This is a genomic window from Pseudomonas sp. 05N432, assembly GCF_056396945.1.
The window spans coordinates 221,452-248,093 of sequence record NZ_JBFTMM010000014.1 but is presented as its reverse complement, the minus strand read 5'-3'; the positions used below and the strand labels follow the sequence as shown (position 1 = coordinate 248,093).

At 56.8% G+C, this 26,642-nt stretch carries 22 protein-coding genes and 3 pseudogenes; 15 read left to right on the top strand and 10 right to left on the bottom strand.

Translation table 11 applies throughout. The features are described 5' to 3' along the window. Positions 1–76: 76 nt before the first annotated feature. Together AC1DHT_RS17015 and AC1DHT_RS17010 are read right to left on the bottom strand one after the other, a co-directional pair. A complete protein-coding gene (locus AC1DHT_RS17015; RefSeq protein ID WP_427541940.1) occupies positions 77–334 on the bottom strand; it encodes a hypothetical protein in 258 nt (85 codons plus the stop codon). A 35-nt stretch (positions 335–369) separates the two neighbouring features. Further along, positions 370–663, bottom strand: a complete 294-nt coding sequence (locus AC1DHT_RS17010; RefSeq protein ID WP_427541937.1) for a DUF6124 family protein — start codon at positions 661–663, stop codon at positions 370–372. 409 nt (positions 664–1,072) lie between these two features. Here AC1DHT_RS17010 and AC1DHT_RS17005 point away from each other — a divergent pair, with 409 nt between their 5' ends. After that, positions 1,073–1,510 (top strand): YciI family protein, encoded by a 438-nt coding sequence (locus AC1DHT_RS17005; protein WP_427541934.1) that lies wholly within the window; start codon positions 1,073–1,075, stop codon positions 1,508–1,510. Between the two features lie 85 nt (positions 1,511–1,595). On the opposite strand, the gene AC1DHT_RS17000 is transcribed toward AC1DHT_RS17005, so the two are convergent. After that, positions 1,596–2,891: an NRAMP family divalent metal transporter gene (locus tag AC1DHT_RS17000; RefSeq protein WP_427541931.1), complete on the bottom strand. Its 1,296-nt coding sequence runs from the start codon at positions 2,889–2,891 to the stop codon at positions 1,596–1,598. 150 nt (positions 2,892–3,041) lie between these two features. Continuing rightward, entirely contained in the window at positions 3,042–3,614 is a 573-nt protein-coding gene (locus AC1DHT_RS16995) for a LuxR C-terminal-related transcriptional regulator (RefSeq protein ID WP_427541928.1), read from the bottom strand. Between the two features lie 150 nt (positions 3,615–3,764). On the opposite strand from AC1DHT_RS16995, the gene AC1DHT_RS16990 reads away from it, so the two are divergent. Genes AC1DHT_RS16990 through AC1DHT_RS16980 form a run of 3 tightly spaced genes read left to right on the top strand, consistent with a single transcriptional unit; the run spans position 3,765 to position 7,870 of the window. Then, entirely contained in the window at positions 3,765–4,943 is a 1,179-nt protein-coding gene (locus tag AC1DHT_RS16990; RefSeq protein WP_427541925.1) for an acetyl-CoA acetyltransferase, read from the top strand. A gap of 2 nt (positions 4,944–4,945) precedes the next feature. Further along, the gene (locus AC1DHT_RS16985; protein ID WP_427541922.1) at positions 4,946–6,487 is read left to right on the top strand and encodes a class I adenylate-forming enzyme family protein; all 1,542 of its coding nucleotides are present in this window, start codon (positions 4,946–4,948) and stop codon (positions 6,485–6,487) included. A gap of 42 nt (positions 6,488–6,529) precedes the next feature. After that, positions 6,530–7,870, top strand: coding sequence for an MFS transporter (locus tag AC1DHT_RS16980; RefSeq protein ID WP_427541920.1), 1,341 nt, complete (start codon positions 6,530–6,532; stop codon positions 7,868–7,870). 313 nt (positions 7,871–8,183) lie between these two features. Here the strand turns inward: AC1DHT_RS16980 and AC1DHT_RS16975 are convergent, their stop codons facing one another. Both AC1DHT_RS16975 and AC1DHT_RS16970 read right to left on the bottom strand, forming a co-directional pair. Continuing rightward, positions 8,184–9,038, bottom strand: a complete 855-nt coding sequence (locus tag AC1DHT_RS16975) for a DUF1460 domain-containing protein (RefSeq protein ID WP_427541917.1) — start codon at positions 9,036–9,038, stop codon at positions 8,184–8,186. 88 nt (positions 9,039–9,126) lie between these two features. After that, positions 9,127–9,909: an AraC family transcriptional regulator gene (locus AC1DHT_RS16970; protein WP_427541914.1), complete on the bottom strand. Its 783-nt coding sequence runs from the start codon at positions 9,907–9,909 to the stop codon at positions 9,127–9,129. Positions 9,910–10,028: 119 nt separating this feature from the next. Here AC1DHT_RS16970 and AC1DHT_RS16965 point away from each other — a divergent pair, with 119 nt between their 5' ends. The 3 genes from AC1DHT_RS16965 to AC1DHT_RS16955 all read left to right on the top strand — a co-directional run bounded on the left by AC1DHT_RS16965 (position 10,029) and on the right by AC1DHT_RS16955 (position 14,189). Beyond that, positions 10,029–10,913 (top strand): EamA family transporter, encoded by an 885-nt coding sequence (locus tag AC1DHT_RS16965; RefSeq protein ID WP_427541911.1) that lies wholly within the window; start codon positions 10,029–10,031, stop codon positions 10,911–10,913. 440 nt (positions 10,914–11,353) lie between these two features. Continuing rightward, positions 11,354–12,040, top strand: coding sequence for a hypothetical protein (locus AC1DHT_RS16960; protein ID WP_427541908.1), 687 nt, complete (start codon positions 11,354–11,356; stop codon positions 12,038–12,040). Positions 12,041–12,326: 286 nt separating this feature from the next. After that, positions 12,327–14,189: a hypothetical protein gene (locus tag AC1DHT_RS16955; protein ID WP_427541905.1), complete on the top strand. Its 1,863-nt coding sequence runs from the start codon at positions 12,327–12,329 to the stop codon at positions 14,187–14,189. Positions 14,190–14,291: 102 nt separating this feature from the next. Here the strand turns inward: AC1DHT_RS16955 and AC1DHT_RS16950 are convergent. Together AC1DHT_RS16950 and AC1DHT_RS16945 are read right to left on the bottom strand one after the other, a co-directional pair. Beyond that, positions 14,292–14,581 (bottom strand): annotated as a pseudogene (locus AC1DHT_RS16950) (transposase domain-containing protein); the annotation flags it as partial. A gap of 227 nt (positions 14,582–14,808) precedes the next feature. Continuing rightward, positions 14,809–16,161, bottom strand: coding sequence for an OprD family outer membrane porin (locus AC1DHT_RS16945; protein ID WP_442114543.1), 1,353 nt, complete (start codon positions 16,159–16,161; stop codon positions 14,809–14,811). Between the two features lie 723 nt (positions 16,162–16,884). Here AC1DHT_RS16945 and AC1DHT_RS16940 point away from each other — a divergent pair. Further along, positions 16,885–17,055: pseudogene (locus AC1DHT_RS16940) on the top strand (cupin domain-containing protein); the annotation flags it as partial. A 260-nt stretch (positions 17,056–17,315) separates the two neighbouring features. Further along, positions 17,316–18,680, top strand: coding sequence for an ArnT family glycosyltransferase (locus AC1DHT_RS16935; RefSeq protein WP_427541899.1), 1,365 nt, complete (start codon positions 17,316–17,318; stop codon positions 18,678–18,680). A 1,019-nt stretch (positions 18,681–19,699) separates the two neighbouring features. Here AC1DHT_RS16935 and AC1DHT_RS16930 read toward each other — a convergent pair. Next, positions 19,700–20,737: an AraC family transcriptional regulator gene (locus AC1DHT_RS16930; protein WP_442114544.1), complete on the bottom strand. Its 1,038-nt coding sequence runs from the start codon at positions 20,735–20,737 to the stop codon at positions 19,700–19,702. Between the two features lie 110 nt (positions 20,738–20,847). On the opposite strand from AC1DHT_RS16930, the gene AC1DHT_RS16925 reads away from it, so the two are divergent. From AC1DHT_RS16925 to AC1DHT_RS16900, 6 genes and pseudogenes are all read left to right on the top strand, one after another. Then, the gene (locus tag AC1DHT_RS16925; RefSeq protein ID WP_442114545.1) at positions 20,848–21,801 is read left to right on the top strand and encodes an alpha/beta hydrolase; all 954 of its coding nucleotides are present in this window, start codon (positions 20,848–20,850) and stop codon (positions 21,799–21,801) included. Further along, positions 21,798–22,655, top strand: coding sequence for an SDR family NAD(P)-dependent oxidoreductase (locus AC1DHT_RS16920; RefSeq protein WP_442114546.1), 858 nt, complete (start codon positions 21,798–21,800; stop codon positions 22,653–22,655). Before AC1DHT_RS16925 ends, AC1DHT_RS16920 begins: the two co-directional genes overlap by 4 nt. Before the next feature lie 48 nt (positions 22,656–22,703). Then, positions 22,704–23,534: an SDR family NAD(P)-dependent oxidoreductase gene (locus AC1DHT_RS16915; RefSeq protein ID WP_442114547.1), complete on the top strand. Its 831-nt coding sequence runs from the start codon at positions 22,704–22,706 to the stop codon at positions 23,532–23,534. A 320-nt stretch (positions 23,535–23,854) separates the two neighbouring features. Continuing rightward, the gene (locus tag AC1DHT_RS16910) at positions 23,855–24,187 is read left to right on the top strand and encodes a hypothetical protein (RefSeq protein ID WP_442114548.1); all 333 of its coding nucleotides are present in this window, start codon (positions 23,855–23,857) and stop codon (positions 24,185–24,187) included. Between the two features lie 354 nt (positions 24,188–24,541). Next, a pseudogene (locus AC1DHT_RS16905) lies at positions 24,542–24,799 on the top strand (acyl-CoA synthetase); the annotation flags it as partial. Between the two features lie 150 nt (positions 24,800–24,949). Further along, positions 24,950–26,269 carry an outer membrane protein transport protein gene (locus tag AC1DHT_RS16900; protein WP_442114549.1) on the top strand — a complete coding sequence of 440 codons (1,320 nt, stop codon included), beginning with the start codon at positions 24,950–24,952 and terminating at the stop codon, positions 26,267–26,269. On the opposite strand, the gene AC1DHT_RS16895 is transcribed toward AC1DHT_RS16900, so the two are convergent. After that, a complete protein-coding gene (locus AC1DHT_RS16895; RefSeq protein ID WP_477761407.1) occupies positions 26,243–26,611 on the bottom strand; it encodes a hypothetical protein in 369 nt (122 codons plus the stop codon). The genes AC1DHT_RS16900 and AC1DHT_RS16895 overlap by 27 nt on opposite strands. Positions 26,612–26,642: the final 31 nt, after the last annotated feature.

Below are 26,642 nucleotides of genomic sequence, written 5' to 3'. Positions count from 1 at the left end.
AGTCAGAGGCTTATCGTGAGCCGCGCACGGGTTAACTCAATTGCTAGAAAGTGGCCCGCGAGGGCCACCATTTTCCTCACGACAAGAAAACCTGCGCCTGCAATCGTCGCCCAACAACGTCCAGCAAATCACAACCATCGCGCAGTGAAACCACCAGCGCTCGTGCCAGTTCACTGTGAATCCCCTCGCCGGTGGCGACGATCTCCAACAACTGTGTCGCGGTACGGATGCGGTAGGCGGCTGTTTCATGCAGCACGTCCAGCGGCGCTTCGGTGTCGATTAACAGGGATGCGATGGTGCAGTCGATGCCGGTGATGGGCATGTATCGAGTCATGGCAGAACCTCCATTCAATAGCAGAGCGTGACCACTCAGTGGTGAGCGGCGGGTTGAGGTTCGTGTGATGCGTCCGGCGTGTCGAAATGCTCCAGTGCCCGGTTCACCAGCAATTCGCCCAGCACGATCAACTGCTGAATCGCCAACGCCACGTTGCGACGCGAGTCTTCGAGCTGGAAGGCCAGATCGGTGGTCATGACGTTGAGCGAGGCGAGGGTTTCGGAGGTGTGGATCAGCAGGGTTTCGGTGTCGATGTTGGGGAGGAGGGTGAAGAGATTGCTTACAGGAGTGGTGGTTTTTTCGGGGGGATTGGGGGTGATCTTTTTCATGGTGGAGCTCCTTACACTGGTGATAAAAGCTGCCAGCCCCCCGCTGTCAAACAGGATTGGGTGGCAGCCGTACGCGGGTTGACAGACCAGAAGTGTAAGAACCCGGCGCACCCGAAGATGCCCCGCGCACAGCCGCCATAAAGAAACTGCATGCGGGAAAGCATGCCGTCTTTTCAGGTGGAGTGAAAGATTACACTTTTCGGCCTGTCAAAGCCGGTCGCTGATGCGCAGCGACACCTGAAGGCTATCTCTCCTGATCCTTCCTCGCCAGTTCACCACATGCACTACGGTTTGCGGGAAATGTCCTAGGATCGTTGAGGGCGCGGAAATAAAAAATGAAGGGCTGTCGATTTGCGGCGCTACCGTTCGACAAGGTAGTGAGTAGTTCACATCCAACGGAGAGACGACGATGCGATTCATGATCATTATAAAAGCCAGCAAGGATTCCGAAGCCGGCGTGATGCCCAGCCAGGAATTGTTGACCGCGATGGGCAACTACAACGAAGAGCTGGTCAAGGCCGGCATCCTCCTCGGCGGCGAAGGCCTGCACCCCAGCAGCAAAGGTACCCGCGTGCGCTTCTCCGGCGAGAAACGTACGGTGATCGACGGCCCGTTTGCCGAAACCAAGGAACTGATCGCCGGCTACTGGCTGTGGCAGGTGAAGTCGAAGCAGGAAGCCATCGACTGGGTCAAACGCTGCCCAAACCCGATGCCGGGTACGGAGGCAGAGATCGAAATTCGCCAGGTGTTCGAGGCGGAAGATTTCGGTGCCGAGTTCACACCGGAGCTGCGCGAGCAGGAAGAGCGTGTGTGGGCGCAGGCGAAAGATCAGGCGAAGAAGTGCTGAAACGAAAAGGGGGGCTGATTAATTTTGACTTGGGTCGGACTCACGACAATCAATCGGTCCCCTTGTTCGTTGGTGCTGAACAGGATCAACCGGCGAGCATTCCCCAAAACATCGCGATGACCGCCAATGCCATCGCCATCGAACAACTCCAGCCCAGTATCCGCAAGCCTGGCCGAATGACGAAGTCACCCATGATGTCCTTGCGCGATGCCATGAACATCATGGTGAACATGATCGGCACGGCCATGACGCAGTTGATCACGGCGCTCCACAGCAAAGCCTTGATCGGATCAATGGGCGCAAAGCACAGCAGAACGCCCAACAACGTTGCCGCTGCAATGACTCCGTAGAAGCCTTTGGCGGTTTTTGGCTCGTCGGCCAGGCTGTTTTTCCATTGAAAGGCCCCCGCCATGGCGTAGGCGGCGGAACCTGCCAGTACGGGAATGGCCAGCAAACCGGTACCGATGATGCCGGCACTGAACAGCCAGAAGGCAAACTCTCCGGCGATGGGCCGCAGGGCACTCGCCGCTTGTTCGGAGGTCTGGATATCAGTCATGCCGTGCATGTGAAGGGTGACGGCGGTGGTCAGCATGATGAAAAACGCGATGACGTTGGAAAATGCCATTCCAATGACCGTGTCGATTCGGATCCGCCGGAAATTGACCTTTGCCTGCTCTGGAGCCTTGATCAGCGAGTCTGCGTCGGGACGAGCCTCCATTTCTTCCACTTCCTGGGAGGCCTGCCAGAAGAATAAGTAGGGGCTGAGGGTTGTGCCGAAAATGGCCACGACTATGGTGATGTATTCCGGCTTCCAGGACAGATGCGGCCATACCGTCTGCAGAGCGACCTTGCCCCACGGGATCTGCACCGCAAAAATTATGCCCACGTAAGCCAGCAATACCAGGGTCAGCCACTTGAGTACGCGCACATAGCGGCTGTAGGGAATGAACATCTGCAGCAGTAACGAAACCACCCCGAAGCCTACGGCGTAGAAGTGAGTCGGCCCACCGATCAGCAACTTCGTCGCATTACCCATTGCGGCGACGTCGGCGGCAATGTTCACGGTGTTGGCGATCAGCAATAGCCCGACAATGGAAAATAGAAAGGGCTTGGGGTAATGATGGCGAATGTTGGTTGCCAGTCCGTGACCGCTGACCCGACCGATTTTGGCGCTGATGACCTGAATGCCGACCATCAGGGGGAACGTCAGTAACAACGTCCAGAGCGTGTTCAGACCAAACTGCGCGCCGGCTTGCGAGTAGGTTGCGATACCACTGGGGTCATCGTCGGCAGCACCGGTAATCAGCCCCGGTCCCAGTTTTTTCAACCACGAACCATGAGCCCTGACCACTGGCTTGGAGACAAGCTCTTCGTTGTTCATTGTTGTCGGCTTCGCGGGGCGGCGGGATGCCATATATAGCTGTGACTGGAGGCTTTTGCGGGGAGTTCCCTGAGCGTACTTCCTCCACTCTCGACCTCAGCGCGAATACTGAAAGGACTTCTCTTTATGGCTTGGCGGGGGGCTCGTCCGTCAACTCACAAAAATAATCTTCGACACCAGCTCAGCACTGTTCTTGGCCTGCAGTTTTTTCATCAGGCGGGCGCGATGGACTTCCACGGTCCGGTGGGAAATCGCCAGTTTTTTGGCCACTTCCTTGCAGGTCAGGCCATTGACGATGTGCATCGAGATTTCGCGTTCACGGGGTGTGAGGTTCACCGTGGCGTGGTGCGGACGGTCCATGCGTTCGAAGTGCCAGACCATCAGTTTGAATGGATCGTCCGGGGTCAGGCTGTAGCCGTGCGACCTGGCCCAGAACACTTCGCCGTTTTTGTGTTGCATGAAGCGTTCGTCGGAGTAGGAGCCGCTTTGGCTGTTGCGCAACCAGGTCTCGCTGCGATTGCCGATGGTCTTGTAGTCCGCTTGGGAGGGATAGATCAGCAGGGTCAGATAACCCAGAAGCTCTTCGCGCTGGTAGCCGAACAGTTCCAGGAATGCCTCGTTGCAGTCGAGCATCACGCGGTTGCCGGTGATGAGCTGAGGGGCGGGCGAGACCCTGAATGCCAGGCGCTCAAGGTCTTTCAGTTGATGTGCGAAGACGGTCATTGGGCATCCTGCCTCGATTAAATCCGGTACTGACGACGCTTTGTATCAGAGCGCTTACTTATTCATGTACGTAGTTGCACGAACTAGCGAGCGATCCGGGCGGTAGGTCATTGTAGGGAATGCCTGATCCAAGCACAGAAGAAAATCACCATGCCCCATGATTCCGTATCCATCGTCGCTGCCGCGCACTCTCGATTTGGCCGTCTGGACGGTTCCACATTGGAAGACCTGATCGTTCAGGTCACCCGCGAAGCCCTGGAAGACGCCGCCATTGACGCCTCAGCCATCGACGCGATGTTCCTCGGGCATTTCAACTCGGGGATGGTTGCGGATGGTTTTCCCGCCTCGTTGATGCTGCAAGCCGACCCAGGCTTGCGCTTCAAGCCCGCGACCCGTTGCGAAAACGCCTGCGCCTCGGGTTCGGCGGCGATTCATGCAGGGATCAACGCGATCCGCTCAGGCTCAGCCGAACTGGTATTGATCGTGGGCGCCGAGAAGATGACCTCCAACTCCACGGCCGATGTCACCAAGGCCCTGGCCGGTGCCGGTTATCAAAACGATGTCGAAGAGGCCGGGCTCAGTTTTCCGCAGTTGTTCGGCCTGGCCGCGCAACAGTACCGTGCCCGCTATCAGTGCCCGATGGCGTCAATGGCCGCGATCGCCACCAAGAACCACTCCAATGCCATGGCCAACCCCTTGGCGCAGATGCACCGGGTCATGGATTTCGAACACTGCAACAACGTGTCGAAAAGCAATCCGTATGTGGCGGAGTCGTTGCGCCTGACCGATTGCTCGCTGATCAGCGATGGGGCTGCCGCCATTGTGCTGGCCTCGTCCAAGCGCGCCAGGCGGTTTCGTCGTGACGTACTGATTCGCTCGGCGACGCAGGTCAACGATTTCCTGCCGATTGCCCAGCGCGACATGCTCGCGTTTGAAGGCCCGCAGCGCGCGATCCATTCGGCCCTGCGTGGGGCCAATATCACCTTGGCCGACCTGAGCTTTGCCGAGGTTCATGACTGTTTCACCATCGCCGAACTGCTGATCTACGAAGCCATGGGCCTGGCGCCCAAAGGCGAGGGGCATCGGGCGCTGGATGACGGTATCGTGCGGGCGGGTGGGCGTCTGCCGGTGAACCTGTCGGGCGGGCTCAAGGCCAAGGGGCATCCGGTGGGCGCCACGGGGGTGTCGATGCACGCTATGGCCTTTCGGCAGTTGACCGGCGAGCCCATCGGCCTGGCTGTGCCGAATCCCGAGTTCGGTCTGTTGTTCAACATGGGCGGCATGGCGGTCGCCAACTATGCTTCGGTGCTTCAGGCACGCAGGGCTTGAGCATGAACATCGCCAACTGGTTGAACGATGCCGGCCGACGTTGGCCAGAACGTCCAGCGTTGTTTGAGGGGCAGCGGCAAGTCGCTGACTACGCCACGTTTGCCGCCCGTGTCCGTAGCCGTGCCGCGCAGCTTGTAAACGAGCACGGCATTGCGCCCGGCGACCGTGTGGCGCTGTTCATGAAGAACAGTTGCGAATACCTCGAACTGCTTTATGCCGTCTGGTGGGTGGGGGCGGTGGTGGTGCCGATCAACTGCAAGCTGCACCCTGTTGAAGCCAGCTGGATCGTCGACAATGCGCAAGCCCGGCTGATTTTCACCGATGATGACAAGGTGTTCTCGCCCGAGGCGTTGCCGCAGGGCTGTCGAGAACTGAATCAAACGGACCGTCTGGCGTGCGCTTCGGTCGATGCGACTATGTTGGAAAATCCCCGTTCTCGTGATGCCGATGACCTTGCCTGGCTGTTCTACACCTCCGGCACCACCGGACGATCCAAAGGGGTGATGCTCTCTCACGGCAACCTGACGGCCATGTCGCTGTGTTATCCGCTCGATGTTGATCCGGTCAGCCCGGATGATGCGGTGCTCTACGCGGCCCCGATGTCCCATGGCGCCGGCCTCTACAACTTTATCCATGTGCGTTGCGGTGCTCGCCATGTGGTCCCCGAATCCCGTGGCTTCAAGGCCGAGGAGCTGTTCGAGCTGGCGAGCAGGCTGCGCAATGTCACGTTGTTCGCCGCACCGACCATGGTCAAGCGCATGGTTGAGCAGGCCCGTCGCCAAGGCTATGGCGGCGACGGGATCAAAACCATCGTCTACGGTGGCGCGCCGATGTACCTGGCGGATCTGCAAGACGCGGTTGAAACCTTTGGTGCGCGGATGGTGCAGATCTACGGTCAGGGGGAGAGCCCGATGACGATCAGCGCCTTGTCGCGAGAGCTGATCGTGGATCGCAACCGTCCCGACTGGGCTTCGCTGGCTGCTTCCGTCGGGCGGGCACATTCGTGCGTGGACATCAGGATTCTGGACCCTGAGCACCGGCCGTTGCCACCCGGCCAGCCGGGGGAAATCGCCGTGCGCGGACCCACCGTCATGCAGGGCTACTGGCGCAACGAGCCCGCGACTCGCCAGACCTTGGTGGATGGCTGGCTGTTGACCGGCGACATTGGTTTCCTTGATTGTGCGGGATATCTGACGCTGACCGATCGCTCCAAGGATGTGATCATTTCCGGGGGCTGCAACGTGTACCCGCGGGAAGTCGAGGAAGTGCTGGCGCAACACCCTGAAGTATTTGAAGTCTGCGTGGTCGGCGAGCCGGATGTGCAGTGGGGGGAATCAGTGGTAGCGTTTATCGTCCCCCGCAATGCCGGGGTGCTCGACGAGTCTTTGCTCAATGCCTGGTTCATCGAACGCATGGCGTCGTTCAAAAAACCGAAGAAGTATGTGTTTCGCACAGAGCTGCCCAGGAACAGTTACGGCAAGATCCTCAAGACCGACTTGCGCCTCTGGTTGAAGGAGGTCGCGAGCGGTACTGCAGTTCCCTGAGTTGTGTTTTCCATGGATAGAAGTCAGACAGGAGTCCCTCACGTGGGCATTCAACAGAAGAACCCGGCCCGGCAACGGCGCCGGGCGTTTATCGGTGCAACGTCCGGCCACTTGATCGAGTGGTACGACTACGGCGTTTATGGTTTTCTCGCCGTCTATATCGGCAAGGCGTTCTTCGTCTCCGATGACCCGACCACCAGCCTGCTTGCCAGTTTTGCAGCTTTTGCCTTGAGCTTTTTCATCCGTCCGCTGGGGGGGCTGTTCTTCGGTCCGCTGGCGGACAAGATCGGCCGGCGCAAGACCCTGATCACGGTGCTGGTGATGATGGCCGGCTCTACCGTTTTGCTGGGGCTGTTGCCGACCTATGCCACGCTGGGTATCGCCGCGCCGATTCTTCTGGTGCTGATCCGCTGTGTACAGGGCTTCTCCGCTGGTGGCGAGATCGGCACCATCACCAGTTTCATCTCCGAGTACGCCGGGCCCGGGCGACGCGGATTTGCGACGTGTTGGTTGATGGTGACGGCGGTACTCGGCCTGTTGCTGGGTGGTGCGGTGGCCAACGGCATGACCTGGGTGATGGGGGCTGACCTGATGCAAGCCTGGGGCTGGCGTATCCCGTTTCTGATCGCGGCGCCGCTGGGCCTGATCTCGATGTACATCCGCCTGAAGCTCGAAGACAGTCCCGAGTTCCTCGCGCTGCAGCGCGCGGGGGAAACCTCCAAAGCCCCTCTGCGAGAAGTCTGGCAGTGGAAAAGGGCAATTGCCCTGGTGTTCTTCATCATTACCCTGCACAGCTCGATCTTCTATCTGGTGCTGACCTTCGCCTCGACCTACATGTCGAGCATTCTCAAGTTCGACAGCGGTACGACCTTGCTCTACGTCTTCGTTGCCAGCCTCTCGTCCGCAGTGGTCATGCCGTTCGGCGGCGCGTTCACCGATAAATACGGGCGCAAACCGTTTTTGTTGGTGATCGGCACCCTGGCCACTCTGGCGATGTACTGGCTGTTCAAATCGGCACCCACGGCGACGCCAGCTTCGTTTATCTATCCGTTGATGGCGGTGGCAATCCTGTTCGGCCTGTATGCCTCGTCGACTTACGCATTGATGAGTGAGTTGTTGCCAACGCGAATCCGCTCCACGGGCATCGCGGTGGCGTACAACATTCCGGTGGCGGTATTTGGCGGTAGCGCACCGTTGATTTCCACCTGGCTGATCAAGGTAACCGGCGACATTACCTCGCCCTGGTACTTTTACATCGGCACGGGCGTGGTGTCGCTGATCGCGTTGGTGCTACTGCGCAAGGAGGATTTTGTCGCCTGCGCAAGTCCCGCCGAGAAACCGAATGTTGGGCGAGCCGATCTGGCATTGGCGCCCACGCCTTGAACAGGTAAGTGAAAGACAAAGCCCCAGATGCAACAAAGCCCGCACAAGACGCAATGCTGTTCACTTAAGGAAGTCTGGAGGCCTGAGAAGTATCTGTGGCGAGGGAGCTTGCTCCCGCTGGACAGCTTGCTCCCGCTGGACTGCGTAGCAGGCCCAATTCAGGGCCGCTTCGCGCCCCAGCGGGAGCAAGCTCCCTCGCCACAACTGCGGTTGAGCCTGAAACATCGGCTTAAGTGAACAGCATTGCGTCTTGTACGGGCTTTGTTGATGTTTGAGGGTGTAGAGGGTACGCACAAGATGGGCGAACCAGAATTCATTGACTCTCTGGCACAGATTGCCGCGCTCGTAACACCACGATCCCCGGGGTCTTCGCGATGTAGTCCTTGAAGGGAGAGTCTACGACTTCCCGGTTCTTTTTCTTCGAAGAGGCATTACGCAGCACGGGTCCTTCGTCCTTGTTGATAAAGAACCCGGTATGGGTAACGTCCAGGCCGGCGAGTTGGGTGTAGATGCCAACGTAATCGCCAGTCTGCAAACGGCTGATCACATGGTCGTTAACAAACGCGCTGGGGATATAGGTAATCGTGCGCTCGGTCATGGGTACGCCCGGCAAGTAGGCGCTGCCATCGGCTTTTCGATTGAGGCGCTTAACCACGGTTACCGCATGAGGGCTGATTTGCGCGGTGACGTCGTCGGCCAGCTTTTGCTCGGCCTGCGACCAGTCGGTGAAGAAGTGCCGGCGATGCAGGTAATCGAGATTGCCGTTCACATAACGCGTCTGGATGAGGTTCTTGAAGAAGTCCGCTTCATTGTTGGACTTCCTCAGCGCTTCGACGTAATCCAGATAGGTGAAACAGTCCAGGCCCCTGAAGTCGACGACCAATGCTTCCGGCGTGGTAGCAGAGCCCTGCAACCTGTTCGCGGAGTAGGGCCGTCCCAAAAACTCCCGTGAAATCAGATTGTTCATCTGCCCTATATCATCGGGGGGGATCGCTGAGCGTTCTTTGAGCAGGGCATCCAGTTTGCTGGCGGTATAACCATCCATGTTCAGCGGGGTGTGTCCATTTGCGGACGTTACGTTCTCCACTGCTTTTGTATTGCCGACGGGCAGCCCGGTCCCGCACGCTGTCAGCATGGATGCCAAAAGAAATACAGCTGACCTGCGCATTCGAGTTTCCATCGTTTTCGGCTGTTACGTCGTAAATGGTAATGTTTATTGATAGGTCTGTGGGGATTTTGAGACTGCCGGGGAAAGTTCAAAGCATTTTTTTCGGGAAATACCGACTGGGTACTTCGCCCAGTACTCGACGGAAAACACTGGTGAAGGCACTCGGGCTGCTATAGCCCAGATCAGTTGCCACCCGCGTAATTGCCTCTCCGTTACCCAAACGCACCACGGCCGCCAACAGACATGCCTGCTGACGCCATTCGACAAAACTGATACCGGTTTGTTGGCGAAACAGCCGGGTAAATGTGCGGCGGCTCATCCCGACCTGCCGGGTCATATCATCAATTCCGGTTTCCAGCGACGGTTGTTCCAGCAGCTTTCGACAGATATGCGCCAGCCTTGGTTCGCTCGGCAGCGGTGCATTGAGCGATAAGGGCGACATGCCGGCTATTTCGTGAAGCAGCAAGGTCATCAAATGGCCATCCAGATGCTCCTTGGCATACAGTGCCGGAACGTCCATGGCCCGGATCAGCAGTTGTTTGAGCAATGCCGAGACGCCGAATACCTGGCAGTGAGCAGGCAGACTGAGCCGAGCGACGGCGCGGTTACGGATGTAGGTATTAAGCATGGTCACCGGTCCGCTCATGTTCATCTCATGGGGGACGCCCGCCGGTACCCAGATAGCTCTTTGTGGGGGAACGACCCAGTTGCCCTGGCGAGTGAATACCGTGATGACGCCACAGGCGGCGTAGGCAAACTGGCCACGTCGGTGCGTATGCAGCGCAAAGTGTTGGCCATCCAGATAGTTATTGGCCGTGACTACTGCATCGCGGGGAGTGTTTTCGTAGGGATCTATTTCAGTTTCGCGCATGGCCCGAATTTAATGATTTATGACCTGATAGTGCAAGCGAGCCATTGCCCCTGTTGCGCATAGTGGCGTCGCGGTTGGGGCATACAGCCACTGGCCCGGCATACTGGAAATAGAACTTCATGCAGAAAAAACACCTGATCCTGGCCGTGTTGGTGACGGCTGTCTGGGGTCTGAACTTTCCCATCACCAAACTGGGTCTGGCGGCTATTGATCCACTGCTGCTGACGGCTCTTCGCTTTACGCTGGCGGCGTTGCCGTGGGTGTTTTTTGTCCGGCGGCCGTCGATCTCCATGGGGTGGTTGGCCGCCTACGGATTGATTTTCGGGGTCGCGATGTGGGCGTTGATCAACCTGGGCATCGAACTGGGTGTGCCACCAGGGACCGCAGCTCTGTTGATTCAGTTCAGTGCATTTTTTACCTTGGGTTGGGGGGTGTTGCTGTTTCGCGAGCAATTGAGCCTTGGACAGACTCTTGGGGTGGGGCTCGCAGCGCTGGGTTTGATCAGCATTATTTTCAGCAGCCCGGGCCATGCAACGACAGTGGGTTATGGCTTGCTGCTGGTGAGTGCATTTAGCTGGAGTGTCGGCAACATCATCATCAAACAGTCAAAGGTCCGGGAAATGTTTGCCTTTGTGGTATGGGCCAGCCTGTTCCCGCCGATCCCCTTACTGGCGCTCACCTGGCTGGCGCACGGTTCCGCTCCGTTTACGTCCCTGGTCGCACACCTTGAATGGGTGTCAGTGTTCTCGCTGTTGTTTCAAGTCTACGCGGCGACACATTTCTGTTATTGGGGCTGGAATCTACTGCTGCGAGAGTACCCGGTTTCGAGGGTGGCACCGCTGTCTTTACTGATACCGGTATTTGGCGTCGCAGGCTCGATGCTGATGCTTGGGCATCGGGTTGATTTCAACGAAGGGATTTCGATTGCGTTGATTCTATCGGCGCTTGCAGTGGGGTTGATGAAGGGGCGCGAGCGGGTGCGGATTGCGCAGGCTGGGCAATAGACGCGAGGGAACTGGCGATGTTGAAATCTGATTGCGGGAGATGAAAAGCCTTTTGCTCGAGCCTTGGACACAACACTGCCCCCATTGCGAGCAAGCCTCGTTTCTAGGGGAGGGGAAGTAGTTTTCCAAATCCCAGACGCAACAAAGCCCGAACTTGGCGGGCTCTGTTGATGTTTCGTTTGGCGCCTGGGGCATTTGAACTTGTCTCTGAAGCCCAAAATTTCATTGATGCTCAGGGGGTGTCGTTCGTTGAGATAAATGCCCCGACGCCAAGGCGGAGGTCGTAGGCCGGTACCTGGCGAACAAGTCCGTGTGCGGACTGGAGTGAACCGTGATAAACAAACGGCACGACTTACATCTCTGAGGGCTACCCAGAGATAACGCTTCGACTTAGAACACACAGCACGACACGGAAGATTTATCTACAAGGAGCAGGATGCATGTTGAAACCCATTATTCCCTTGGTCTTGGCAGCGGCCGTTTGTAGCGCGCAGGCGGATGTTCAGGTTCAGCTATCGCCGATGCCCGAGCAGTTGAAGAGTCTGAAGCCTGTCGCGGTTGCGGAGAGCAACTTAGAGGAGCGGAAGCGGCTCGACCGAATCGACTCAATAGTCCAGCGCTTCAATCTGAAGAAGGACGAGAAGTTTATTTACTCGGGTAACAAAACACCCAACCCATCCTTGGGGCTTTTGGATGTCGTCTATAAAGTTTATCCAGAAGACGCGCAGTTGAAGGTGGTTAAACTCGACGTGCAAAAAGGATATGCGCGTATATATCCTGTTGACCCCGAGGATATCCAACCGTATACGAGTTTCGCAGCGAGCCCCCTAGATGCCAGGATTGCCAGCGATATCCTGAATCCCGGCGCATCAGCGACCCGATCCAAAGCATATTTCAAGGAGTGGTACGACACTTACCAGTCGTCTCGGGTCAAACTCGCACGAAAAATAGTGGCGAGTGATGCCTGTGAGACCGTGACGAGTGTCGAACTCTACAGTTTCAACGGGGATGTGTTCACTGCGTTCTGTGGAAACGGTATGGCGATCAGTCAAACCCCGGCAGAGATTGAAGCCGAACAGCCAATAGACCCAGCTATAAAAAAATGGGTAGTCAAGCGGCCCCGGTGAGTTCAGGTCTCGAGATTCTTGAGAGCTTGGGGGCCATTCAGATTACGTATTTTCGCCATGGCTCCCCTTCAAACGAACTCTGGACGGTTCCCATATACCGATTCAAAGCCATACCTGAGGACGGTAGCTCCGCGTGATTGATAGTCAGTACTCTCATCGACATCCCTGGCGCGTTAAAGAATGAAGTAATACGGGTTAAAAGTTCCTGTCGACGCCTTTGCACCGAACAGCGCGTTTTTACACGTCTATGCAACAAGCCCATTAAGCATGTGCCAGAGAGACAAATATGAAGAATTCAAAACGAAGCCGAAACTGGCCCATCTTTGCCGCAGTCCTGTTGTCAACCAGCATCGCCGCCTGGACGGCGTCAGCGGTTCAGGCGGAGTCCCGGGTACCAAGCCCTGCTGGGCTTATGCGCGAGGCACAACGCCTGAGCAGCGAGGAGTCATTGGCGGAGGCCACGGTCGCAGCCCGGGCGGCTATGGAGGCTGGTCGCAAGAGCAGCGCCCTGGATTTCACCGAGCTAGATGCGGGCGTCCTGCTCGTCAACCTGTTGCACAAGCAGGGGAGATACGACGAGGCCCGGAAAGCCGCCGAAGAGCAGATTGCGTATTGGGAGCAGAAAGCAGCATCTGCCGGGTCGACGGGCAGGCGCGACAGCCGCAGCACGAACATGCTTGGCCTGGCAATCGAAGCAAGCATGATGGCGGGTGAAAGAGCAGAGGTCGCACGCCTGCAGGAAAAGCTATTCGCGGTCGCGAGCCCCGATCCCGGTCTATGGCGCTTGTCGCTGGACGAACCGCGCTTGCATTACGAGCTGGCTGACTTCTCGATGCCACTAATGCTGGGACAGTGGAAGCTGACGGAGTTTGAGCCAGCAAAGAAACGGGATTTCATCACCCGCGTCCTCTATACACAGGTGTTGGCGGACAGCCACCTAAGCGCCGAGATTTCGCTGTCCTATGACGAAACACAACGCAAGCAGAGCGCCGCACAACGGCAGGAATGGGGCAAGTCCTATCAGGGACAGCATGAGGCACAGGCGCTTGCATCGGCAATGCCCGATCTCCCCTTCAACGGCCTGACATCCGTCAAACTAGGGAGGCAAGAGGAGTGTGACGGCGAGCAATGCGTCAATGTTCATTGGATAGCGTTAAACGGCGACTGGCGCATGGACATCAATGTGATTTTCAGATCGCGAGACGAAGCCCAAGCAACTGAACAAGTGCGCAGTTTGTTCGCGGCGCTGAAATGGCAAAGCGCACCACCACTGTTCCGTGAGCGCACGATAGTCGAGCAGATCCAAGACATGGATTCGTACTGGAATGTTCCTGGCGGCTGGTCCAAGGCTGCTGAACTGGCAGAGCAGGCGCTGCCCGATGCCTTTTTCTCAGAGGAAATTGCGCGCGTGCAGACCTATATCGGCGTGTCGCAGTATCGGCGCGGCGCTCTGGATGCCGCCCGTCGCTCGCTGGGTTTGGCCGTGCCTGCCTGGGAGATTGGCTTTACCGATGAAAGCCTCTATCGCACTGCGCTAGATTATGCAGCGGATATCGCTTACCGCCAGGGCAGAGGTCACGACGCCGTCGCACTGAACCGAAGGCTCATCGAATGGCAGGAAAGCGATGCTACGCTGGGCTGGACAATACCGAAGGATGAAAATGCCTTGGTCAACCGCCGGAAAGACATGCGTCTGCCCTTGCGTGTGGGCGACTACCGCCTGAGATTGGACACAGAAAGTCGTTTCTACTACGAAAATTTGCAAACAGGGGCGCAACTTGGCCTCACAGTGGGCATGGCTCAGTCATCTGACGAGGAGCTTGAGCCGTTGCTGCGCTCCTTCATGGCGGAAAAGTTGGGGCTGCAAGCCGGAGAAATGCGCAGGACGAAGTTTTCGCCCAAATCGGCCGAACATGGAGAGCAGCAGGCAACCGGCCGCAGATGGGAGTTCGATGTGACGAAGCTGCCTGACGACAAAGGCGCCTCTGACAATGACCCTGTCACCGGTGTCCTGCGGGAAACACCCGTGAAGATGGCGTTCTGGATCGTGGACCGCAAGGACCTGCGGTCGTTGCTAAGGGCACCCATCATGGCCGGTGGCCAAACCAGGACCGAGGCGAATCAGATTGCGCAAGCGTTGTCATGGTAGGGCAGAACACAAAATTTCTGACACCCCCCATGAACCCATAACAATCTTCAGCAACATATGAAACCCCAGACGCAACAAAGCCCGCACTAGGCGTAAAGCTGTTCACTTAAGCGGAGCAGCCTTACGGTTCACTGGAAGCCGGATCTTTGAAATCTTCACCGTCCTTGGCCTGACGGCCTTGGGCGGTGATCCAGAAACATCCCTCCAACACCCGCCCTTAATTCTGACAAGCGCCTCCCTGTTGCTGAAATCGGGTTGGCCGCCGCCATCACGATAAGCAGCACCGCAATGTACTGGCAGGCAGGCTCGTCGCGGAACAACGCCATGCCGAGCACCAACCAGAGCACTTGGTCGGCGGGCAAGCGACGACGCCGGAGGGTTGCCTGCGTAGAAAGGTCCAACACCGATGCCACCCATTCGACAGGAATATTTTGAGTAAAGGTACTCAGATCAGAAAAGTTGAAGAGGTCGCCGAGGTCGAGCAGATGCTGCTGAACAAACATAAAAAATCCGATGCCAGCGATCTGGCATCGGATTTTCGGGGAAGCCCTGCTGAGACTCAAATACTTAAGTGAACAGCATTACGCCAAGTGCGGGCTTTTTTTGTACTAGTCAGTGCTTACCAAAGCGGTACGACATAACTCAAGTAGAGCCGGTTTTCATCCTGCTTGGTCTGGCCCGTCAGGCTAGGGTTGGCCTGGGCGTTTTTCCAGGTCACGCCCAGTCCCTTCAACTTGCCATCAGGCACCTGGTAGCTCAGCGCCAAGTCGCGCTCCCATTCGCTGTCGCCGCCTTTGGTCACTTTGATCTTATCGCCGTGCGCGTAGGCGGCCAGAAAGCCAAGGCCTTTGATGCCCAACTGACCGAAGTCGTATTTGTACTGAGCCAGCCAGGTTTCTTCGCCAGCATGCTGGAATTTGTTCAGCTGCAGGTTGGTCAGTGCCGGTGTATCAGCGCCGGCGCCAGGACCTTGTCGGGCAGCGCCACTGTTCAGCCCGGAGTCCAGGTAAGGGAAGTCACTGTCACCGGTGTTTTTCTGGGCCCCCAAGCCAATGGTGTGGCCCGCCAGACTGTAGCTTTCCATCAGGCTGATCGTGGACTGGTTAATACGCCCCTTGGTCAAGCCGTCACCGTAAGAACCAGCGGTGGCAAAGTCGCTGTCTCCATTCGCGTTGCCGCCTACGCCCAGGCTGCGGTAGGCGCGGAAATCACTGAGGAGGCTACCGACCGGCAGCGCGGTGGTGTGCTTGGCGCCGATGAAGGCTTGTTGGTAGTAATCCTGGAGATTGGAGTACCACAGGCTCAAGGTGGTGTCGGCCAGGCCTGTATAGTCAGCACCGCCATAGAGGAAGCGGTCGCTGAGTTTCGCACCGCCGCCAGTGGTCATGTCACTGTCGTTGCTCTCATTGCGAATTTTCGTCCGGACGATGTCGCCAGCCGTGAAGGTGAAGTCGGACAGGTCTTTCGACACCAGTTGCACGCCGGTGTTGGTCTGGTGGTACAGACGCCCATCGGTGTTGGCCAGCATCGGGTTATTTTGGCTGAGCATACCAACGCGCAGCTCATCCTTGAGGAAGCGCATCTTGAAGGTCGGGCTCAAGACACTAAAGTCATTGGCGGATTTCCCATCATCCAGCGGGAACATGCTGCCGGGATAACGACTCTGGTGATCCTTGTTATTCAGGTCACCACCAGAGTCGAGCTTGAGGCCGTAAAAGGCCTCAAGATCCAGGCCGAAACCCACAGCACCGTCGGTATAACCGGAGCGGAAATTGAACTGAAAACCCTGTCCCCAGTCGCGGTAACTCTTGGCCTTGGCGGTRCTGCCCACCACGTCACGGCCTTGTTGATTGAGGTAGCGGTTGAGCAGGGTCAAGTCGGCATGGCTGTCGTCGATGAAGTCGGCATGTGCAGGCAACATCGCGCCCCCCAGCAAAGCGCCAACGAGGGATACGGCTAGTTTCTTGATCATCATGGATCTCGTTCACAGGGTAATTAACCCTGCCGACGGGCTTGTTCATCCAAGGTAATCCGTTACCCATGCATCGGCAGTTTTGCAGCGCTGATGCCAAGCATTTGAATCGCTGCAATATTTTGAAACGCATTAGGGGCTTCAAATATGACAATTCGGTTACGCGACCTTTAGATGTTCGTTGCATTGACCTGCATAAAAAAAAGGCGTTAAAGAAGAAAACGAAGTGACAGGATTTTCATTTGATAGCGCGTTAGACCGCATGTATTTTGGGGAAGGGAACAGGTTTGTTTTTGGCGTGTGTCCCCGATGGAATTCAGCTAGGACGTAGCCAAGGAAGCACCGCGAATGACACCGGTGAAGTTGCGGGAGTCGATCAATTCTTTTGCTGACCAGGTCTGGCATCGCGAAGAACACGGCGTAACCAGTTTCAAATGCAGTGGTTTAAGAATCGAGGCGTAGCCTTACTTGCTCGCATTCGGGTCGCGGAGGATATCGAGAGGTGAGGTGGGAGCTGGCTGGCGAGCTGAAAATCGTTTTCAAGCTGGGCCTGATCCGGGTTGAGTATCTTGAGGTTAAATCGCTGGCACGGAATGGAAAACAACGTAATGCCGCGTTCCGGGCCGACTTTCAGCAAAGAGTGCTTGCGCAACAAGCTAGAAACCCCAAACCCCAGATGCAACAAAGCCCGCACTAGGCGGGCTTTGTTGATGCTTTGTTTGGTGGGCCGGGGTCCTGTCGGGGCGCGTGCGGATTCAGTTCGAGACCGGCGAATCCCTCGGCATCGGTTGCCGCGAAACAGCCTATTTCAATAGCTCAATTGGTCATATCTATCTGGCGGAAGGCGAGGAGGGGGCAGTTGCTGAAGTGATGGTAGTGATGTCGGAGTCATGAGGTTGTCGGAGCCAGTTAAAACCAACTTTTTAAACACCCTGAGCCTTCACGTTGTTAGAGTTTATCTGTAAAAAAACAAGGCCTGTACTGGAGTGTGTACACCTTTTTTAAGTGCTATTCAGCTCGCGTTCAGAAAGCGCACGCATCTGGATAGTTTGAATAAATAGGCTGTACTGCTTTTAACAACTCTTTACTTTTGCAATCTGGATGGCCCAAAAACAACATGGTAGCCTGCGCGTTTTCAGGGGCGGTAGGGTCACATGAAGCGGTTAAAGGAAGTGGCTGTAAATAAGCCATGCTCATTTATTTTCATAATGGCATTTGTTATATTGGCTATTCTGCAATATAAGCCTGCCGTGCTCAATTACACCACGCGCTTTGTCGACTTTGCCCAGTATATGTTGCAGCATGGGATTACGCTGTTTCCAATCGCTGATGATCTGCAGCCATACCCTGATTATACGGTGCTCAACACGCTCCTCGTGTATCTGGTTTCCTTGCCGTTTGGCCGTGTATCCATCCTTTCGATGGGTTTCCCTTTTTGTGTTGCCGCCGCCTTGATGCTGGTGTTTATTTACAAGCTGGGTGCGCTGCATGAAAAAAAATGGGGTGCCTATGGTGTTGTGTTTGCTCTGTTCACTTGGTCATTCTTGGACGGCGTAAACTCCTTGGCGCTGGATGTATACCCTGCACTTTTTACCGTGATGTGCTTCTACCTGGCCTATTCGGGAGAGGTGCATAAACAACGTTTTCGGTTGCTACTGGTACTCGCGGGACTTGCGCTGGGCTTTGCATTTCGTGGCCCTATTGGCCTGATCGGCCCTGCCAGTGTAGTTGCCTCCTATTATCTGTTAAGCCGGCAGTGGCGCATGCTGGTGGTGTTCTCCTTGTTCGCGGGCCTCGTCCTGGCCATAGGTATTGCGGTGCTGGCATGGGCTGCCTACGTACAAGGTGGTGACGCCTTTCTACAAGAGGTCTTGATCATGCAGGGGTTGGGGCGGTTTGGCAGTGATCACGCGCCCCGTTATTACTTCTATTTCTCTGCAGGCTTGCTGACCTATGGCGTAACCGCTTTTATTGCTTTGAGCGTCATCATCAAGAAGGGTAAGTACTTTTTTGAGTGTTCAGCTCATCCGACCACGAACATGCTCTTGTATCTCACGGGCTGGCTCCTTGTGGTAGTCGTGCTGTTCACGATTCCAAGCTCTAAAAAGGCGCGTTATGTACTTTCAATTACCCCCGCCATTTCCTTGTTGGCTGCCTACATTTTTGTAGATCGCAGCCAACTATTTGCAAGCGCCAGAGATAAGCTGTTGGGCTTTTGCTTGAACTTGCCAGTTATTGGGCTGGGACTGCTGCTGCTTGTATTTACATATGGTTTTTATGCTGTGACTCCTCTTCGGCCAAACTATTTCGGTGCGTTAGTGGGGTTGATTTCCCTTGTTGCAGTTCGGCCCTGGATGGAGTCGAATTTCTGCGCGCATCCACATCGTGAGTTTGTGATTTTTTCTTTTGGTGCTATCGCTTTCCTTATATTGGATATGTTTTTCTTTAACTCTATTACTTACAACTTGGAGTTGGCCCATGAGCCGACACCAAAGTTTCTGCCTTATTGGTTTTGGTGAGGTGTGCGGTCAGATGGGTTGAGTTACAACAACTTCAACTTTCGTTTGGCAACCAACAAGGCACTGATGCTAAGGGCGGCCGCGAGTATTAGATAAAAGCTGTGGAAAAGGGGGCGAATTTATTTTTGACGGGTGTCCCCGATGGAGTTCGGCTAGGACGTAGCCAAGGAAATAGGCTTGGACAGCGCCGCGAGTGATGCCAGTGAAGTTGCAGGCAACGATCATTTTTTTGCTGACTGGGTCTAGCATCGCGAAGAGCACGGCGTTGCTGGTTTCAAATGCGGTGGCTTGCGAGTCGAGGCGTAGCCGTACCTGCTCACATTCGGGTCGCGGAGGATTTCAAGGTGGAGGCTGGCAAGCTGAAAGTCGTTTTCAAGCATGGCCTGATCCGGGTTGAGTATCGCGAGGTTGAGTTGCTGGCACGGATTGGAAAACAACGTAATGCCGCGTTCCGGGCCGGCTTTCAACAAAGAGTGCTTGCGCAACAAGCTAGAAGCCCCAAACCCCAAACCCCAAACCCCAAACCCCAGATGCAACAAAGCCCGCACTAGGCGGGCTTTGTTGATGCTTCGTTTGGGCCGGGGTAATTTGAACCCGTTTAGTAAATTATTGATTTATAACATTAATATCTAATTTGATTTTTAGTTGGAATACCAATTGGAATACTGCACTCCAGTTGACCACCCGTTTGCATTCGATCTGACCAGCACGTTTCGTAACCATGATTGGCAGTGAACTACCCATTGCTGTCGGTGGCGACAGCCAATAGCTGCCGGTCATGAAGGGCGGTTATCGACCCTGGCAGAGTTCGGTCGAGTATTATGCGTCGACTTGATTTTTAGCGCTTAACACCTAGGGTTGCCTCAGTCGTTTTAAGGGTGAGCCATGTCCTACTCAAATCCGCGTTACGAAGGTCGCTTAGTTCTCATCCCTCACATGCCGAGCGCCTTCGCCAGCTTGCATGTCGGCCCGGTGGGTTGATTGAATCGGTACTTGAATGCATGAACATTCGACCATGCTCAGCTTCGACGCTCTGCAACGCGACGTCGTTGCAGTGACTGATCCCGAACCTGCTGCGGCGTTTTCCCTATCCACTCCTTGAACGCACGGGTGAAGGCGCTGTGCTCGGAGTACCCAAGGAGCAGAGCGATATCCACGACCTGCAGCCGGGGATCCTGCAGATACGACGCGGCAAGCTCATGGCGGACGAGGCTCAGTTCGTCGCGGAAACCGGTGCCGGCGCTCTTCAGGCGACGCTGGAGGGTTCGCGTTGAGCAACGGAGCTTCACACTGACCGTCTCGATATCTGGCTCGCCCTCGAGCAGCAGCTGGGAAATCGCCCTGCGAACCTGCTCGACGACATCTTCCTGTTGCGGAAGCTGTGACAACAGGTGCTCTGCGTGCTGTTCGAGAATCAGCACCAAGGCCGCGTCGGGACTCTTCAGCGGCGACGATAGGAGGTCGAGGCCGATGCGAATGACGGGTTCAGGTCGTTCGAACTGGACCGGGCACCCAAAGAACTCCTCGTAAGCCCGGACATCGGCGGGCGTCGCGTGCGTGAACTCCACTGCCAACAGATTGGCGGGGCCGCGCACGAGGCTGCGGCAGAACTGCATAAAGACCGCGAACCCGGTCTCGTCGACCAACCGCCCAGTGTGGTACTGGCTGATGTCCCAGACGAGTTCAATCCAACCGGGGCCTACTCGCCGGGACATCGGCACCACATCGAAGATCAGCCGCTGGTAGCGTTCCAGCCGCTGAAGCGCAGTGGCGAGATTGTCGCAGGCCAGCACTACGAGGCCTAGGATGCCGAGATGCCGGGCTGTGATCGTCCGGCCCAAGTGCAGGCTCAGCAGCGGGTCGGCCAGATATTGCTCGGTGCATTCCAGCATCCGCTCCCAGCGATCCACGTCCACACCGCCCAGGCCGTACGGATTGGGCTCTGGCCAAGGTTTCCCGAGGACTGCCTCGGGAGAATGTCCGCGAGCCTCCAGATACTCGTAAAGGAGCTGGGCATAGGTCTCGGGCACCACCCGTCGGTGCAGCGGTTGTCCCATTTTGAAGCCCTCGCAATCGTGGCGGAAAGTGTCAAGCTAGTCGACGGAAACTGTCAAGAACACAACGTCCGAGTCATCGAAAATAGCACTAAGACGCTATGGAGACACCGATGACACAGCAATCCAAGCAGCCCCTGGAACCGACCGACGTTTACTTCGCCTCAGGTGGCCTGAGGTGTAACGCCTGGTTGTATCGACCTCTGGGCTCTGGGCCGTTTCCCGTCATAGTGATGGGGCACGGCCTCGGCGGGACGAAGCGGATGCGACTGCCGGCGTTCGCCGAGCGTTTCGTGGCTGCCGGGTACGCCTGCCTCATCTTCGATTATCGCCACTTCGGCGACAGCGAGGGCGAGCCGCGCCAGCTCCTCGACATCGGCCGTCAGCTCGAAGACTGGAAAGCCGCGGTCGCCTATGCGCGCAGCCTCAGCGAGGTGGACCCCACGAGGGTCATTCTGTGGGGCACCTCGTTCGGTGGTGGTCATGTCCTGTCCACGGCCGCCGATGATCCCAAGCTCGCGGCCGTCATCTCGCAGGGCCCCTTCACCGACGGACTCGCGTCGAGCCTCGCCATGAATCCCATGACTTCGGTGAAGCTCACGGCCTTGGCGCTGCGCGATCGCATTGGATCGTGGCTGGGCGCCGAGCCGGTGATGGTCGCTACGGCGGGCCGGCCGGGCACGACGGCCCTGATGAACGCGTCGGACGCCTACGACGGATACCTCGGGATCATGCCGCCCGGTTCCGGTATCCCCAACCACGTTGCGGCGCGCTTCGCGCTCGACATCATCCGCTATTTCCCGGGCCGCCGGACGCCCGAGATCCGCAGCCCGATCCTGTTCTGTGTATGTGAAACCGATTCGGTCGCACCGGCGAAAGCCACGTTGCGTCACGCTAGCCGTGCGCCGCGCAAGGAGATCATTAGGTGCTCCGATGGCCATTTCGACATCTATGTCGGGCAGGCCTTCGAGCGCGTGGTCCGCGACCAGCTCGATTTTTTGCGTCGTACCGTTCCCACAAACCCACAAAGTAGTCCCCTTGCCAACGAAGCAGGAACCAGTACATGACTTATGACCTCAACAGTAAAGTGGTACTCATCACCGGCGCAGCCGGAGGCATCGGGGCGGCCACCGCACGCGAGCTGTATGCACGGGGGGCGTCTCTCGTACTGACCGATTTGCAACAGTCGGCGGTCGATCACTTGGCCCAGGAGTTCGACGCCGAACGTGTGTTGCCACTGGCGCTGGACGTCACGGATGCCGACGCGACGAAGGCGGTGGTGCGCAAGACCATCGAGAGATTCGAGCGTCTTGATGTCGCCTTCGCCAATGCGGGAATCTCCTGGCGGGGCACGCCAGGCACTATCATGGGCTGCGACGAACAGGAGTTCGAGCACATCGTCGAGGTGGATCTGTTCGGCGTGTGGCGCACCATCCGCGCCGCTCTGCCGGAGGTTGTCCGCAACGAGGGCCAGATATTGGTCACCTCATCCGTCTATTCCTTCCTCAACGGCGTTGCGAATGCCCCTTATGCTGCCTCGAAAGCGGCAGTGGAGATGCTCACGCGATCGCTGCAGGTCGAGCTCGGCGGATCCAGGGCCACGGCCAGCGTGGTCTATCCGGGCTGGACGGCGACGGCGATCGCCAAGGTCGCTTTCGGTGGAAACGAGCTCGCCACACGGATGAACGAGACGGCGTTGCCCAACTTTTTGCGTCGCCCCATCCAGCCGGAACAGATGGCCAAGGCGATCGTAATGGGGATCGAGTCACGCAGTACTCGTATCATCGCGCCGGGCCACTGGGCGCCCATCTCTCTGCTACGTGGCATGTTCAACGCCGTGACGGACTGGACCTTGCGGCGGGACGAGCGCTTCCAGGGGCTGTTGCGCAAGCTGGAGACGCAACAGCCAGGCCAGTCGTAAATGCTCGGCTGATCAGCTCCCGCGACTATACGACTTTATGGGGTTCCCATGACTTACTGCCTTAACCAGCGCACCATTCTAATCACAGGCTCGACCGGCGGACTGGGCCGGGTATTGGCCTCGGCTCTGCGCGCAAAGGGCGCGAGGCTCGCCTTGCTCGACATCAACCTTGAGGTCGCTGCCGTCCAGGCTCGCGAGCTCGGTGGCCCCGAATTCGTGCGGGCCTGGCAGGCCGACGTGCGCTCCCTGCACAGTCTCGAAGTGGCGGTCGCTGGGGCGAGCCAGCACTTCGGCGGCATCGACGTCGTGATCGCCAATGCAGGAATCGATGTCGTCGCCCCGATGGAGTCCATTGACCCGGTTATCTTCGACCGCGTCATCGACATCAATCTCAACGGCGTCTGGCGGACCTTCCGCGCTGCACTGCCGCAGGTGCGTGAACGCAAGGGCTACCTGCTAGCGATCTCCTCGATGGCAGCATTCATCCACTCGCCCTTGCAGGCGCACTACGTCGCGAGCAAGGCCGGCGTCTGGGCGATGTGTGACAGCATCCGCCTCGAACTGCACCACCAGGGTGTCGGGGTAGGGAGCGTGCATCCCACGTTCTTCCAGACCCCGATGATGGCGAAAGTCCATGCCGACAAAGCCGGCGCCAAGCTGTGGGGGGGCAACCAAAGTGGCCTGTGGAAGATGATTGCCATTGAGGAGGTCGTGGACGGCATCGTCCGCGGAATCGAAAACCGCAGTGACATGGTGGTCTTGCCGAGACGAAACACGATGGTTGCCAAGGCCGCCGGACTCTTTCGCCCCGTTGTCGAGCGCCTCGGCTTCAAGCGAGCGGAGATCAAAGAGGCCATCGCACTAGCCGGTAAGAGCTGAGGGAATTTCATCCGCGTTTCCCCACCATTGACCACCCGCATGAGGCTGGAGTTCGCATGCCACGCACTCGCGATCATCACCCTTATCACGGTCGGGCTCACCTATCTCTTGAGAGCCCCAACGGTTGAACAGTACGGTCCTATCGATCAATCGCTCGATGGACCGGACGGTTCGTCTCGTCCCTAAAAAGAGCAAGCGCTTACGCAATTAATACAAAAACAATACGAGGTAACGAACGCATGACTTTCAAACAACCTCAGTGACAGCACGCCCGTCTTGCATGTGCAGTAAAGCATTAAAATTTCCGAGAGGAGCTCTCCATGTCCACCAGCCAACAGACACCAATACCGCATTGTTCAGAAGCCTCTTCCGCGTGCTTCGCGGAGGCCCTTTTCGAAGCCATCCACATCTTGGAAGAGCATCGGCAGGCCGGCCTGTTGCGTAAGGAAACAGGCGACTGGCTCGAACAGTTCCAGGCGCGCGTTCAGCAGCTAATGCAGCGTCAATCGGTTGCATCGGTGCCGTACAGCACCATGCACTTTAGTGATGAAGTCAGGAGTACCAATAGCCAGGACTGGTACGACCGTGCGCTGCAAGAGATGCTGAAAGCCGAGCCGCCCCTCCAGAGCGGTGACGTGGTATATCTCAGCTGAGCAGCTACTGATTCTCTCTGTGCAACTCGGGCCACCTTCCCAAGGCCGACGTATGCCGGCCTTTTCTTTCCAAATAGGTCCTTTCGAGGCGATATTTCAAGTAGATAAAGTTCTGCACGGGTTGGTTACGGCGTGGTCGCTGGATCGGCATTGCTAATCTATCGGGGGTTCCAATATCTCATCTTCAGATTGGTTGCAGCGCTCGCAGCGGGCGGTGTCGTAGCCGTGATGCCTGGCTTCATTGAATTGAAGTTCGGACAATGGCTGAGGGCCGGTGGCACATTAGCTGTATTCGCCATTGTTTACTTCATGAACCCCGCTGTGCAATTTGCGAACAGTGGGCTTGCCTCGTCGGTTCCCAAGCGGATCGATATCCTCGAAGCACTGCCGTTGACGGCGGTTGGCAAAATTTTCAAGCCCGCCTTGCAGCAGCGCGAGGTGACCCGAGTAGTTCGGCAGGAAGTGGAACGCATGTGTCTGAAGGACATCGAGGTCGAGGTCATTCAGCATGAACAACGTGGATTAGTCGCGTGCATCCGGGCCGGGAGAAATCAAGAGTCACTGGCCCTCCTTCTTGGTCGCTATAGCTTGCAGGTGGAGTGGCTCAAATGATCCTGACTGCGTAAGTTCGGCACCTCAGCCCTGGTAGTAGTCAGCCAGGGTCTTTAACAACTTCGATCAACTCCAACCGGCACTGCCAAGTGCACCGGAAGGCGAAGCTTTGCCTGCGCACCAATCAATAACAACAATACGAGGTGGGAAATGAAACTGAGCAACCGTGCAATCCCGTGTCACTCAGCTGTGCGAGAAGTGTCTTCCTGGATCAAATTCGCAGGTGCCGCGGCAATACTCAGCGCTTCCACAAGCGCGGGGGCCAATGGCATTGCCTTGAACGAACAAAGTGCAAGCAGCGCGGGAACTGCTTATGCGGGAAGATCGTCTTCCGCGCTGGACGCCAGCACCATCTTTGGCAACCCCGCGGGCTTAACCAAATTGAAGCGTAGTGAGATTTCCGGCGGAGCCGCGGTCGTCTCGGTGAGCGATGACGTCAGTGATGCGCAGAGCAGTGTCCCAGGAACGAATGAAGGGGACTCGGTCCCTTTGGGGGTTGTGCCCTTCGCCTATATGTCGACGCCGCTTGACGAACGTTTTTCGATTGGCCTGGGCCTGTATGCTCCGAGTGGTCTGATCAATGATTACGAGAGCACTTTTCAGGGCCGTTACCATGGTTCCTATAGCGCGACCAAGGAAATAACCCTGCAGCCCACCATTGCCTATCGGATCAATGATTACGTGTCCATTGGAGGCGGACCGACCATAAACCGTTTCAATGCAAAGCTTCAGAATTACCTGGCCACCGGCGCCCTGAACAACGGCGAGGACACACTGGTCACCATCAAAGGCGATGACACCGCGCTTGGCTACAACGTCGGCCTCTTGGTTGACTTGAGTGATGCAACGAGTTGGGGGATTAACTATCACTCGAAGGTGAGCTATCAACTCAAAGGGCATACTACGGTTTCCGGCTCCCCGGCTGTTCTTCCGGTGGACGGAAGTTATCCCGCCAAGATAGCTATTGTTATGCCCGAATCAGTGGATACGTCCATCACCCATCATTTCGATAGTCGCTGGACCGGATACCTCGGGGCCACCTGGAAACGTTGGAGCCGGCTCGACAAGTTCGAGGCAATCAACAGCGATGTTTCCGCCGCTGGCCAGAGTGTCGGCCTGGGGAGTGTGGGCGAACCATTGAACTGGCACGACACTTGGTCCACTGCGGTTGGCGCATCCTATCAATTGACCCCGCAATGGCTGCTGCGCGCAGGCTACGCCTATGATCCGTCGCCAATCAGGAATGCCGATCGCAGCGTGCGCGTTCCGGTTGGCAATCGCCAGGCCGTGACCTTGGGCGGTGCTTATTCGCCGGATGCCGATCTGACGATAGACTTTGCTTACGGTTATCTCTGGGATTCCAAAGTTTCCGTAAAACAGTCGAACAACTCCGGTCTTCAACCGGAATACAGTGCCAAATATGACAATAGTGCGAATGGAGTTTCAGTGCAGGCAACCTATCGGTACTAATCGACAGAGCTCCATTTTTAATGGCGTCCATTTGCACAAGCCTTCCGCCTTTAATCGATAGGCAATTATCCCTTTGGACGTGATGCAGTTCCGCCTGYCAATCAGCACCAACTGCCGCGAATACTTTCGCAGTAGTTGGTGGGTTGTCGGCAATAACCCATTCGAGAATGTGCCGGTCGATTTGCACGTACCGCCACCTTCGATGAATCGCTTCATGATCGCCCCCTGCGAAAGATACTCAAGGATAAGAGACGGTTGTTGGCCCCGCTTTGCAATCGCCCCCGACTGCTTTTGGCCGCTTTTTGCCGTTGCCGCGTGTGCTTCGAGCAGGTTCATCAGCAAGAGGATATCCGCGCTGAGATAGATGACGGCG